This window comes from Sulfitobacter sp. AS59, from assembly GCF_038899995.1.
GTDB lineage: Bacteria > Pseudomonadota > Alphaproteobacteria > Rhodobacterales > Rhodobacteraceae > Sulfitobacter.
This window is the reverse complement of sequence record NZ_JBBMQK010000002.1, coordinates 308,304-320,619: the sequence shown is the minus strand read 5'-3', so window position 1 is coordinate 320,619 and position 12,316 is coordinate 308,304. Positions and strand designations below refer to the sequence as shown.

The 12,316-nt window shown below is 57.5% G+C and carries 11 protein-coding genes; 3 read left to right on the top strand and 8 right to left on the bottom strand.

Annotation, left to right across the window (positions count from 1 at the left end):
* Window positions 1–71: 71 nt before the first annotated feature.
* Window positions 72–899, bottom strand: a complete 828-nt coding sequence (locus WNY39_RS05805; protein ID WP_342844712.1) for a phosphogluconate dehydrogenase C-terminal domain-containing protein — start codon at window positions 897–899, stop codon at window positions 72–74.
* A gap of 1,239 nt (window positions 900–2,138) precedes the next feature.
* Between WNY39_RS05805 and dctP the strand changes: the two genes are divergently transcribed.
* The 3 genes from dctP (at window position 2,139) to WNY39_RS05790 (ending at window position 5,142) form a co-directional block, all read left to right on the top strand.
* Window positions 2,139–3,182, top strand: a complete 1,044-nt coding sequence (gene dctP / locus WNY39_RS05800) for a TRAP transporter substrate-binding protein DctP (protein ID WP_342844711.1) — start codon at window positions 2,139–2,141, stop codon at window positions 3,180–3,182.
* A gap of 83 nt (window positions 3,183–3,265) precedes the next feature.
* On the top strand, window positions 3,266–3,832 hold the full coding sequence (locus WNY39_RS05795) for a TRAP transporter small permease subunit (protein WP_342844710.1): 567 nt from the start codon (window positions 3,266–3,268) through the stop codon (window positions 3,830–3,832).
* Window positions 3,829–5,142, top strand: a complete 1,314-nt coding sequence (locus tag WNY39_RS05790) for a TRAP transporter large permease subunit (protein WP_342844709.1) — start codon at window positions 3,829–3,831, stop codon at window positions 5,140–5,142. Before WNY39_RS05795 ends, WNY39_RS05790 begins: the two co-directional genes overlap by 4 nt.
* Window positions 5,143–5,215: 73 nt before the next feature.
* On the opposite strand, the gene WNY39_RS05785 is transcribed toward WNY39_RS05790, so the two are convergent.
* From WNY39_RS05785 to WNY39_RS05755, 7 genes are all read right to left on the bottom strand, one after another.
* Entirely contained in the window at window positions 5,216–6,313 is a 1,098-nt protein-coding gene (locus WNY39_RS05785) for a C45 family peptidase (protein ID WP_342844708.1), read from the bottom strand.
* Between the two features lies 1 nt (window position 6,314).
* Window positions 6,315–7,409, bottom strand: a complete 1,095-nt coding sequence (locus tag WNY39_RS05780) for a PHB depolymerase family esterase (protein ID WP_342844707.1) — start codon at window positions 7,407–7,409, stop codon at window positions 6,315–6,317.
* 29 nt (window positions 7,410–7,438) lie between these two features.
* Window positions 7,439–7,855 (bottom strand): CopG family transcriptional regulator, encoded by a 417-nt coding sequence (locus WNY39_RS05775; protein ID WP_342844706.1) that lies wholly within the window; start codon window positions 7,853–7,855, stop codon window positions 7,439–7,441.
* A gap of 77 nt (window positions 7,856–7,932) precedes the next feature.
* Window positions 7,933–9,354, bottom strand: a complete 1,422-nt coding sequence (locus WNY39_RS05770; RefSeq protein WP_342844705.1) for a UdgX family uracil-DNA binding protein — start codon at window positions 9,352–9,354, stop codon at window positions 7,933–7,935.
* Window positions 9,354–10,589, bottom strand: coding sequence for a putative DNA modification/repair radical SAM protein (locus tag WNY39_RS05765; RefSeq protein WP_342844704.1), 1,236 nt, complete (start codon window positions 10,587–10,589; stop codon window positions 9,354–9,356). Before WNY39_RS05765 ends, WNY39_RS05770 begins: the two co-directional genes overlap by 1 nt.
* Before the next feature lie 107 nt (window positions 10,590–10,696).
* A complete protein-coding gene (locus tag WNY39_RS05760) occupies window positions 10,697–11,068 on the bottom strand; it encodes a response regulator (protein ID WP_342844703.1) in 372 nt (123 codons plus the stop codon).
* The gene (locus WNY39_RS05755) at window positions 11,068–12,159 is read right to left on the bottom strand and encodes an HWE histidine kinase domain-containing protein (RefSeq protein ID WP_342844702.1); all 1,092 of its coding nucleotides are present in this window, start codon (window positions 12,157–12,159) and stop codon (window positions 11,068–11,070) included. The genes WNY39_RS05760 and WNY39_RS05755 overlap by 1 nt, the downstream gene beginning before the upstream one ends.
* Window positions 12,160–12,316 lie beyond the last annotated feature (157 nt).

Genomic DNA, 12,316 nt, shown 5'->3' with positions numbered 1-12,316 from the left:
GCTTCCTTGTTAGGATATGCGCCAACTGTAAAAGTTATTCACTGGTGCTACAAGTGGATAGCTTTGGTGCCTTAGGTGATCCGTTCGATGCTGGCGGCAATTTCTTCAGGCTCGAACACGCGCTTCCAGTCATCGCGCATGAGCACCGGTTTTCCGAACTCAATCGCCTTGTTGCACGCGTCCGAGAATACGCCGTCGATCTCTTCGAAAATGACCGCGCCCAGAATGTTCATATGGCCGAGTAGGAAATCGCGTGCTGCTTCTTTGGGAACGCCGCGCGCCACCACTTCGTCCATGGCCTCGCGCATGATGTCCAACAAGGATGCGCAGACGGTTTCGGACAAGCCGGGTTCCAGCAGTGCCATTTGTTCAACGGTCACCCTGTGGGACCGCGCAACGGGTGCATATATCGCCTTACCGACAGCTTCGCCTAGGGCGTAATCGGCTTCGGGGCCCTGCATAAGTGCGTTTACAATACCTTGCTGTGCAGCCACCCCGCCAAAGTAATCCTTGCGGCCTGCCTCGGTTTTCTCGTCGTTAAAGATCGGCGGATGACAGGGGTGACTGACGAAATACGTAACATCATCGCGCTTGGGCAAATGACCGGCAAAGGGGGCGGCTGCATCAAGGCAGATGATCATGGCACCGGATTTCACCTTGTCGATGATGCCCGCAGTCACCTTGCCAATTGCCGTATCGGGAACGGCCAAAACGATCACATCGGCGTCTTTCAGGGCGGTATCAGGGTCTTGGCAGTCAAAGCCCAGCTCGGCCTTTAGCCGCTCTTTACCGATGTCGGAAACTTCGACATGGGCGGTCAGAAATTCCGTTGCCGCGAGGTTGCGCGACAAGCGAACCCCCATCTTTCCGCCGGCCCCAAATAATGCGATTTTCGTCACGCTCGTCCTCCCGAGAATATCGTAAGCGCCAATTCTACGCTGAATTAGCAACTGGTATAATAAGGTACTAAGCACACCGATAAGTCAAGGGCATCGAGGACAAAATACGGGCGTGATATCGCGGCTGGCACCAAGGGGGGACTTGGGTCGTTTTTGGTGAGTGTTTTATGTGAGATTGCGCGGCTAAAGCGTGGGCGTGAGCGGTCTCATGCAGGCGCACGTAGCTGGGCGGCTACGTGCCGCCTCAGGATTTAGCGATTGATTGGGGAGCCGGACATTGTTCCGCAACGCCGGGAACGAAACCCGCCCTGCGCCTATCAACTAGGTCGCAGGGCGCAAAGGTTAGCGTGGCGGTGTTGCTGGTCCTGTTCCGGGCGTCCTAATCGGGCACGTGTTCGACGCTCTGCGGTGATCGCGAATGCGTTGCGCGGTGCAGACCCATAGCTTGAACAGCAGTGCGACGATGGCAGTTGCAGCTGCACCACCAAGCCAGAAAACCAGCAGTCCCTGCCAAATGGGTTGATTTATTGCGTAAATACCGCTGGCGACAGCACCAAAAGCATATCCGATTGCGAGAACTATTACGTGTCTGTCCACTATTACTAACTATCCACTATTACTAACAAAACTCATTACACTCCCAGCGTAATCCGGCGCGAAACACTCTCGCCTGATCTACTCGTCCCATTCTCGTGCTAGGTGGGTCAGCGATCACGCCACCCTGAAAACTGGGGGGCGTTAATCTATCAGCCATATAACCCTGCTGAGAAGTGACGCGAAATTTATGAAAGCCCTTTTTTATCCGTCTGACTGTTAAAAGCTTCACATAAAAGCGTTCACTGGATCGTATTTTCGCATAATTTGCAGGATATTCAACCCATAATGGAAATTTTAGGTACTGAGTATCGGTATGCGGACGTAATCCTGTGGCACCCATGCGGTGGTCGGGTCGGCTGCAGCGCGTCGAAATTGGCATTATCGCGAAAATCGCGGCGCTAATGTCGATATCAAAACGCAACTAATGGGGTATGATTGCATCATATGCACCATCCATTGCGGGAATTTCGATCCTTTTTGCGCCCAATTTCGGCCATAATTGTTTTTACAAACAATTCAGTTGAGGTTCAACCGGACATTTGTCAGGATTACGTTACGGGAGGAACGCCCGCCGGGCATCTTGGCGGGTCAGACGGGCCAAAAACGCGGCTCGTAGAATTATGAAATCAACGGGAGGAAGACATGACAAAAGAGAATATGAAGCTGAACCGCCGGTCCATGCTGCGCGGCGCGGCTGTTGCGGCCGTCGCATCGCCAGCGCTTGTCGGCAAAGCGATCGCTGCGGGCGAGGTCACTTGGCGCGTTCAGGCGCATTGGCCCAAAGCATCCAGTTCGTTCACCGACAGCTTGGGCGTTGTCGCGTCGCAGCTTGAGGAAAAGACCGAAGGTGCGTTCAAGCTGGAACTGCTGGGCGCGGGTGAATTCGCCAAAGGGCCCGACATTTATAACATCGTGCGCAAAGGCGTTGTGCCGATGGGGACAATCAGCCCGTCATATATTGCCGATCAGGCAGAAGCCGCGACATTTGCCTACGGCATCCCCGGCACCCTTCGCCAAGCTTGGGAAATGGAGCACGCGATCAAGAACCTTGGCGTCGAGGCGCTGGTGAACGAGGACCTGAACGCAGACGGCGTGCATATGATGTGCGAGAAAGTCCTGCCGACGGAAATGGTTCTGTCCAAAAAGATCGAATCTGCCGCCGACTTCCAAGGTCTCAAGATCCGGTCCTCTGGCGCGATGCTGGATTATCTGGCCGCTGCCGGTGCGGCACCGCAATACATCCCCGGATCAGAGCTGTATCAATCGCTAAGCTCGGGTGTTGTGGATGGTGCGCATTGGGGTGCTGCCATCGGGGCGCAATCCATGTCGCTGTGGGAAGTGTGCAAATACCACTACAAACCGGTTCTGGCACAAACCACCGACGCGTTCATCCTGAACCAAGACGCGCTTGAGGGGCTGCCGGACGATCTGCGCAGCGCCTTGGTTGATACGATCACGACGCGGTTCTTCCTGCGGTCGGCTGAGTATCAACATTTCGAAGCGATTGCACTGACCGAAGGTGTGGCCAATGATGGCGTCGAAGTGATGCACTTGCCGGATGATGTGTTGGAAATGCTCGCGGCTGCGTCAGCGCAGATCCTCGAAACCGAAGGCCAGAAGGGCGAGAAAGCAGCCAAAGCAGCTGACATCTATCGCACGCTGATGAAGGATATGGGCTACGCCTAAGCCCCGTTTCCTGTAGCTTTGAAAAATAGGGCGGCGCGCATGTGGTGCGCCGCCCCCTTTTCGCACTAAAGGAGCATGCCGCCATGATGCAACTGGCCCGTACTATAACGCGTGTGAACCAATTTATCGGGCGATGGGTGTCGCTGGGTGTCTTGGTGATTTTTGTCCTGCTTCTGGCGGATGTCGTGATGCGATATCTGGTGGGAAGCCCGACAATCTGGACAGCAGAACTGGCCACCTTGATCTTTGGTGTCTATGCGATCATCGGCGGCGGCTATCTGCTGACCGAGCGCGGGCATGTGAATGTCGATATCTTCTATGGTCGCATGACGCGCAGACGCAGGGCGTCGGTCGATATCCTGACATGGCCGCTGTTTTTGCTGTTTGTGGGCGTGCTGCTTTGGCAAGGCTGGGACATCGCATCCGAGGCGATAGCCGATATGGAGCGGTCAAATTCCGTCTGGAAGGCCCCGCTATGGCCGACCAAAGCACTGATCCCCGTGGCCGCGATTTTGCTGTTGTTGCAAGGCATCGTGCGTCTGTGGTCGGACATCCGCGTGCTGCGTGGGCTGCCGATCCCCGAGGATGTGTTCGGTAAACCCGGTGATCCGGACCGAGATGAAATAATGACTCAGGAGAAGCAAACATGAGCGTCGAACTCCTTACCTTGCTGTTTTTCGGCGCATTGCTGTTGTTTTTAATGCTGGGAACGCCGCTGGCCTTTGTGCTGGGCGGTGTTTCGGTGGTGTTCTTGTATTTCGAGATGGGAACAATCGGGTTCTATCTGCTGGCCTCCAAGATGTGGGAGACGATGCAATCGCCGACCCTAATGGCGGTGCCGCTTTTCGTGTTCATGGCCATCTTGTTGGAAAAATCAGGGGTCGCGAATGACCTTTACGATATGATGCTCCAATGGTTCGGGGGCCTGCGCGGCGGCTTGGCCATTGGTACGGTTCTGATCTGCGTGATCTTTGCTGCAATGTCGGGGATTTCCGGTGCCGCTGTGGTGACAATGGGCACCATCGCGTTGCCCAAAATGCTAGAGCGGGGGTATGATAAAAAGCTCGCGCTCGGGGCCATTAACGCGGGGGGCGGATGGGGCATCCTGATCCCGCCCTCGATCCTGATGGTGCTCTATTCACTGCTGACCGAGGTATCAGTTGGCCGTCTTTTCGCGGCGGGCATCGGGCCGGGGTTGACCTTGTTCGTGCTGGTGTCGCTGTACATCGGCGGGCGTTGCTGGCTTCAGCCGCACCTGGGGCCCGCCTTGCCCGTCGAGGAACGTGCAGATTGGTCACAAAAGATCAGATCGCTCAAGGCGGTGATCTTGCCGATTATGATTGTGGTGATTGTTCTGGGCGCGATCTTTGGCGGTTTCGCCACCCCGACCGAGGCTGCGGCGATTGGTGTCTTCGGGTCGCTGGTTGCGACCTTGATCAACGGGCAGCTGACTTGGAGGGTGTTGCACGATGCGTCGATTGCCACGCTCAAGCTAACTGCGCTGGTGATGTGGATCTTGTTCGCGGCGCATGCGTTTTCGACAGCCTACACAGCCTTGGGCGCGCAAAGCCTGATCTCTGATTTGATGGGCTATATTCCGGGGGGCCGTTGGGGCGCGCTGTTCTTTATGCTGGTCTTGCTGTTCTTCTTTGGCATGGTTCTGGACCCTGTCGGCATTATGCTGATCACCTTGCCGGTGTTCTTGCCCGTGGTGCGCGATGCAGGGTTTGATCCGATCTGGTTTGGCATCTTATTCATCATCATGATGGAGGTCGGATATATGACGCCGCCCTTTGGCTTTAACCTGTTCTACCTCAAGGGGGTGGCCCCGCCCGATGTCACCATGGGCGACATCTATGCGTCGGTGTTCCCCTATGTCGTGGTCACGCTGATCGGGGTCGCGCTGATCATCCTGTTCCCCGAGATCGCGCTGTATTTCCCAAGGCTGTTCTACGGCTGATCTGGGCGCGAGACGCTTATTGAAACGGAACACGCCGGCCCGGTATCAATCGGGCCGGCGTTCTTATGCGCCCTTATGCGACGTCCACCCCGCTTGGTAGGAACCTGCGCCAGTCGGGGTATCGCCCGGCGGCATAGTCCATGCCGATTTTGACCCAGTCGATATCGCCTGCTTGATGCACAGCAGTTGCGCCCACGGCACCATAACGCACATCGCGGGTACCTTCCTCGAACGCGTCGAGCGATTGCGCCCAAACCTCGCCATCCCAATGCAGAGTCATCTGGCGACGCAGGGGTTCGTATTCCGCGGTAAACAGCGTGCCAAAACCTTCGGCATAGCGATCCTGTTTGAGCGGGGCTTGGGTGAATTGACCCACGAGGGTGGCGGGCGCGGCCCCGTCGGACAAAACGCCATTCAGGTGCTTTGACCGTTCAAACGTGCGGGTAAACGCACCGCGATCTGGCGTGCTGCCATCTGTCTGATGGTTGGTTGCAACAAGGCGCGGCTGCACCTTGGCACCGCCACCGGCATACATCTCGACGCTCGCTGCAGCGCCTGACGCATCTGCAACCACTACGTTATAGGGCATGTGCGATGGTACGCGTTGCAAGACCCGCAAGGCCTGAGGGACCGTTTCGCAGGTCTCGAGCACATAGCGCAGGATCGTAGTAATCCCGAACCCGCGCCCGGTTTCCTGCCGCCCGCCATAGGCCAGCGCGATACTAAGGCCTGCGTCGTTGATCCCGTCGGACAATCCCCACAGGAATTCCACCATGCCCATGACGCGCCGACCCGTCCAGGCGCTGTGGAACAGTAACCCTTCGTTCAGGTCCGGCGACAGATCGTAATTGCGCACAAGGCGGATGTCGTCGCGGGACGTGGCGACGGCCAGCGAACAGCCGCCAAGATAGCTGGGCGGGCACCATGTCGACAGGAACCGCGCCGCGCGGTCCGATCCGCCAGCCAGCTTGGTCAGCTTGGCATGTACAGGTGCAAGCTCGGGCATATACTTGTGCAATGCGGCCTCGCAGGCGGCGCGGTCGGGGCCGTTGTCGCCGCCGCGTGCAACAAACCAAGCCTCGTAGGCGGGCCATGAACGCTGCCAGCGGGCGGCCCATTTGGGGCCGGGGGTTGCTTCGCTAACGGCGTCAAAGGTTAGGGAATGGGTCACGTTATGCGCCTTTCATAGGCAAATTAAGGAAGAACCGCACCATTTCGGCGCTGGCAACGGGGCCGTCGGGATCGGTGTAGGAACCGGTGCTGTCGCCGCCCGACCACGCGTGGCCCAGCCCGGCGATTGTCCAATGCTCCATCACAGCATGGCCTTCGGGGGCTAGGGTCGTGCTGCGGGTGAAGGCGCGATTTCTGACGCTGCCATCGTCGACCACTTGCGCGCCCGTTGCGGCGTCTTCGGCGATATGCTGACCGTTTTTTACATGCACTGTGGCGTCGGCATCGCCGTGAAACACAATCGACGGGATCGGTTGCGTGTCATGGTTGCGGTTGCTGCCCGTGCCCATTGCGGCAAAGGCCGATGGCACGTCATGCGCGGCCTTATAGGGCAAGCCGGAATGGGCACCGATGGCGCTGAACACGTCAGGATGGGTCTGCCCCAAAACAACCGACATTGCCGCGCCGGCAGACAGGCCCGCGACGAAAACACGGCCCTTGGCCACGCCATGATCGGCCTGCATTTGACGCGCCAAACCGGCAAGGATCGCGGGTTCGCCCGCATCCCGCGTCTGGTCGCTGGTGGCGTACCAGTTCCAGCAGGATTGCATATTCGCGCCGCGTGATTGCGCAGGGTACACCACGATCATCCCATGCGCATCAGCCAGCTGGTTCATCCCTGTCCCCTTGGCAAAATCAACGGGTGATTGTTTGCAGCCATGCAACATCATGATCATGGCCGCGGGTTTGCGGCCTTTCAGGTCAGGGATATAGACCCGGTAGTCGCGGCGGCCTTCGGGACACTCAAAAGTTGCCGCTTCAAAACGCGCGCCCGGTGTCAGCGGCGGTTCTTTTACGTCTGCCGCCGTCGTGGCCGATTGCGCCATGCCTGCGTTAAGACTGGCAAGCGTGTCGCGCAGGCTTCGCCCGACCCTCGGCCTCCCGAATGGTTTTTTCGAGGACTTCGCCATTTCATCCAGCGCGGCCATCCCACCACCCCGCAAGGCGGTTTGTATGGTTTTTGTCGCATCCACAGGGTTTCCTGCGCGGACCAGTTTGGTCGCGCGACGCAGGGCTGACGTAAACTTATTTGTCATTTGGTTTCCTTAAAAGAATGAGACATGGGTTAGCTGATCCGCGCGCCAAGGGCTTTTTTCACCTCGGGGCTGGCTTGCAGCGCACCCATCACATTGATTGAACCGATGGTGGCCAGCGCAAGTTCCGGTGTCACATCATCAGCGATCCGGGCAAGGCCCACGACCTTGATGTGCAACAGCTCGTTGGCGGCGCGCACGGCCTCAAGATCGGCGGCGGTATAGTCACGCAGGCCCATTTCCATGGTGTGACGGTCAATCGATTGGGTCACGCTGTCGGACTGGTGATCCAGCTGCTTGCGAATGGCGGTGCGAATGAAATCACTGCGGTTCGAATAGAACCCTTCCTGCACCAACAGATCGATCCGGCCCAGATCGACAAAGCCCAGATTGATGGTGATCTTTTCGTTGTCCGGCATCTTGTCCCGGAGCTTTCTGACGTTGCTCATGATGTTTCTCCATCCATGTGGATGGTATATGGATGTCATTTGTGCTTTTGCAACCGGCGTTCGGGATTTAATGCCGGCTAGGCCAACATCCGCACAGCCATGCGCAGATCATCCCTGAACTGTGCCGTGGCGTCTGCTTTGATCTGTGGGTCGGGTACCCGCAGTAGGTACGATGGGTGCAGCGTCAGCAGAACGGGCGTGCCGGATGGTGTTGCCTCAACCTTGCCGCGACGGGCAAGGATCGCATCGCGTCTACCCGTGAGTGCTTCGGCGGCGGTGGCCCCCATGCCAAGGATCAGCTTGGGCCGCACTTGGGTCATTTCCGCGTTCAGCCACCAGCGGCAGTGGTCAATCTCTGACGTGTTGGGGCGCTGATGGATGCGGCGTTTGCCACGTGGCGTGAATTTGAAATGTTTAACCGCATTGGTGACGTATGCCTGCGTCCGGTCCAGCCCTGCCTGTGCTGCGATCTGATCAAAAAGCTGCCCAGCCGGGCCGATAAAGGGCCGCCCGCTCAGGTCCTCTTGGTCGCCGGGTTGTTCGCCGACAATCATCAGACCGGCGTCCATCGGCCCTTCGCCCGCGACGGCTTGGGTCGCGTTGCAATGCAGCGGGCAACGCGTGCATGCAGCGATGTCCTTGGCCAGTGCGTCCTTCGGTCCGTCCCACGCTGACTGATGCGCGGCCAGTTGCGCCTGCACCTGCGCCATGCGGGCAGGGGGCAGGGACGGGGCGGCGTCGGCCATCGCGCGGGCACGGGCGGGGGCGTCTGCGATCATCTGGGGGATGAACGCGGCCTCGGGCATGTTTTTCCAGTATTTCTTGGGCATCTCCGATTGCATGGCTTTGACCATCAACCGCGCGGGGTTAAAGATGTTTTGGAAATAGGTGATCCACAGTTGCTCGCTGGCGTCTTCGGGCAAGGCCGGTTTTTCCTGCCCCTCACTAAAGGTCAGCTTGCCGTCTTCGAAAATCGCGCAAACGTCCGGTGTTAGAATGCGCCAATCCATATCGCTGAACCGCCGCACGAAAAAATCCGCTGTGGGTTCTACCGTGTGATAGGTCGGTTCAAACCACGCGGCAAAGGACCGGCGGGGGGTGTCGGGCTGCCCGATTTCGCGAAAGCGCACGAAAGCCTTCATCTTGTGCTGGCAGCGATGCACGTTCTTTTCCATCGTCCGCAGGCGCGACAGGTCGGCATCGCCGCGATCCGTCATCAGATGCGGCGCGTCTTTCAGCCGCCAGAGAAACGCATAAAGCCGGGCAAAGCGTTCAGGATCGCTGTGCCAGACCACGCTACTGGCCATCGAGATAAAGCTGCGCGGCACGGTGACCTGCCTGTTTGGCCGCAGGGGCGTATCAATGCCGAACAGATCAGGCGCGGTGGCGGTATCCCCCCACAAGATATCCTCGGGCCGGATGCCTGCCGCTAGAAACTGCCGTGCTGCGTCACGCCACGCCTGCGTTGTGCCGATTTGCGGCATGATCGCGCGGTGCATCAGAACAAGGTCAGCTGTTCAGGCGGCGGCGCGAAACGCGCGCGCAGATCAATACTGTCAGTAAGGCGACCGGGGGACCAGCCGCCTGCGGTAACAAAGCTGCGCGCCTTTTTCATCGACGCGCCCATGCGCAACAAATCCTCGTAGCGCAGGGTGCGGTGGCGGCGGGTGGACAGAATACGGGTGACAGTTTTTACCCCGAACCCCGGCACCCGTAACAACATCTCGCGGGTGGCGCGGTTAACGTCCAAAGGGAACACTTCGCGGTGCACCAGCGCCCAGGCGAGTTTGGGATCCACCTCAAGATCAAGGTTTCCGTCGGCGGTCACGGACGTGATTTCATCCAGCTGAAAATCATAAAAGCGCAGCAGCCAATCCGCTTGATAAAGCCGGTGTTCGCGTTGCAGCGGCGGTCGGATCAGCGGGAGCTTTGACGAGCTATCAGGGATCGGCGAGAAGGCGGAATAATAGACGCGCTTGAGTTTATAGCTGGAGTACAGCCGCGTGGATTGCCCCAAGATCGCGGCATCGTTTGACCCATCCGCCCCGATGATCATCTGGGTCGACTGGCCTGCGGGGGCAAAGCGGGGCGGGCGTTTTCCTGTGTGGGACCTATCCTTTGACACTTCCTTGCGCAGTCGGAAATCTGCCATCGCCTTGCGGATCTGGTCGGGCTTTTTCTCGGGCGCGTATTGCTGGACCGCGGCATCGGTCGGCAGTTCGACATTGATCGATAAACGATCCGCCAGCAGTCCGGCCTCTGCGATCAGCTCGGGGGATGCATCGGGGATTGTTTTGAGGTGGATATAGCCGCGAAAGTTTTCCTCGTGCCGCAGCTTGCGCGCGATCTGCACCATGTCCGACATCGTGGCATCAGGTGACCGGATCACGCCCGAGGACAAAAACAGCCCTTCGATATAATTGCGGCGATAGAATTCGATGGTCAGTTTCACCACTTCATCAACGCTGAACCGCGCACGGGTCACGTTCGAGGACGCGCGATTGATGCAATAGCTGCAATCGTAAATGCAGAAATTGGTCATCAGGATTTTTAGCAAGCTGATGCAGCGCCCGTCGGGCGCGTAGGCGTGGCAAATGCCGCTGCCCTCGTTCGATCCCAATCCCTTGCCATCGCGCGAGTCGCGTTTTGTCGACCCCGAAGAGGCGCAGGACGCGTCATATTTCGCTGCATCGCTTAGGATTGCGAGCTTTTGTTCTACTGTTTGTTTAACCATGTGTTCACTATATGTTCTTATCACTATAGTGTCACGCAAATAGGCCACGACGTGATGTCGTGGCCTATCAATTACAGTTCAATTTTCGGTGATTAGACCCCGGTGCGTTACGTTTCGAGGTTGGGGTACACGCGGCGCAAGGTTTCGATCAGCTTTTGGCTGCTGACCGGCTTTTTCACCACGCGGTCGTCGGGGCCAAGAAAGCTGATCTGATCCGCATCATAGGCGGTGATGAACACAAACGGGATGTCGCGTTCGCGCAGGATGTCCGCAACGGGTTTGGAGGTTTTGTTATTCCCCAAATTCACGTCAAGAAAGGCAATATCGATGTCGCCTTCGCGTGCCTTTGTTTTCGCGTCTTCAAGATGAATAGACGGACCAATGACGTTAAAACCAATATCCTCAAGGATATCCGTCATCTCAAACGCCACAACGACCTCGTCTTCGACGATAAAAATATTCTGCGGTGTATTGCTCATTAGTTTGCCCGGTCTTCCGTATGTTCCGGCATTCTGAGATGCCATTTATATCCGTCAGGCCCGAAATCGGTTATGATCTCTCCGCCTGTTTCCATTTGCAATGCGCGGCCCGTGATAAAGCTGCCAAAACCGGTTTCACTTGGTTTTTCCGCAGCGGGTCCGCCTTCCTCATTCCAGTGGAGTTCTATAACTGAACCATCCGCAGTATCAGTTTGTTCCCAAGACAAATTGACGCGGCCGTCGGGTACCGACAGCGCGCCGTATTTCATGGCGTTGGTTGCGAGTTCGTAAAACGCCATCGAGAAGGACAACGCCTGCCGCGATGGCACCTCGACCTTGGGGCCGCTGAGCACGATACGGCCGTTTCCGATTGGTTCTAGAACATCTGCGGCAACGGCACCGATCTCGGCGCGGTCCCACGATGTGCCGACCAATTTGGAGTGGGCCAAGGCATAGGCATTTAGCCGTTGATCAATGGTTTCACGCAGCCCGCGCTGGATGCTCATCTTGCGCAAAGACTGGCTGACGATGGATTTGACCACGCTAAAGGCGTTTTTCACGCGGTGGTTAAGCTCGGCGATCAAGATGTTCTGCGCCTCGCGCAGGCGGCGTTCTTCGTCGATATCGATAAGTGCTACCGACGCACCAATGCGGGTGCCGTTGGCGTCGATTACCGGCTTGCCGATGATGCGCATCCAGAACCGCGTGCCATCGCCCCGTTGGTAATTCACGTCGATTTCAGAATGCGCTTCGCCATCACGGATAACGCGCGACAGGGGGTATTCGTGGCTTTCGACCTGGCGGCCATCCTCGTGGAAAGACACCCAGGCACCGTAATCTTCGGTGTCTTCGGAATGTATAACCGGGTGGCGCACCATCTTTTCGACATGGCTGTTGCCATAGATGATCTGGCCGGTTTCATCCGCCATCACGACGCCGACCGGCACGGTTTCCATCATCGCCTCAAGAAAGGTCAGGCGAAGGGTTTTGCTGCCGGAGCTATCCTTGGCTTTTTCAGCTTCTATGGCTGCCAATGCGCCTTGCAGGTGCACAAGTTCTGCGGCCATCTCCTCAATAGATCGTGTAGGCATTTTATCCCCAGGCCCTTTCGCTGTGTTTCATGTGACATAAGGCGCGTTAACGATCTGTCCAACGCAATGATGGGCAAGTGGACCGAAAACGATGCGATTTTATCGGGCGTTTTCGCTAACTGACTGAAAGCGCCCGATATTCAATTTTCTAACTGGT

Bases quoted from the DNA above. Each gene is read 5' to 3' on its own strand.
- WNY39_RS05760 (WP_342844703.1), bottom strand. From the start codon at position 11,068: ATGAGCAATACACCGCAGAATATTTTTATCGTCGAAGACGAGGTCGTT.
- WNY39_RS05755 (WP_342844702.1), bottom strand. From the start codon at position 12,159: ATGCCTACACGATCTATTGAGGAGATGGCCGCAGAACTTGTGCACCTG.
- WNY39_RS05775 (WP_342844706.1), bottom strand. From the start codon at position 7,855: ATGAGCAACGTCAGAAAGCTCCGGGACAAGATGCCGGACAACGAAAAG.
- dctP (WP_342844711.1), top strand. From the start codon at position 2,139: ATGACAAAAGAGAATATGAAGCTGAACCGCCGGTCCATGCTGCGCGGC.
- WNY39_RS05790 (WP_342844709.1), top strand. From the start codon at position 3,829: ATGAGCGTCGAACTCCTTACCTTGCTGTTTTTCGGCGCATTGCTGTTG.
- WNY39_RS05795 (WP_342844710.1), top strand. From the start codon at position 3,266: ATGATGCAACTGGCCCGTACTATAACGCGTGTGAACCAATTTATCGGG.
- WNY39_RS05780 (WP_342844707.1), bottom strand. From the start codon at position 7,409: ATGACAAATAAGTTTACGTCAGCCCTGCGTCGCGCGACCAAACTGGTC.
- WNY39_RS05770 (WP_342844705.1), bottom strand. From the start codon at position 9,354: ATGCACCGCGCGATCATGCCGCAAATCGGCACAACGCAGGCGTGGCGT.
- WNY39_RS05765 (WP_342844704.1), bottom strand. From the start codon at position 10,589: ATGGTTAAACAAACAGTAGAACAAAAGCTCGCAATCCTAAGCGATGCA.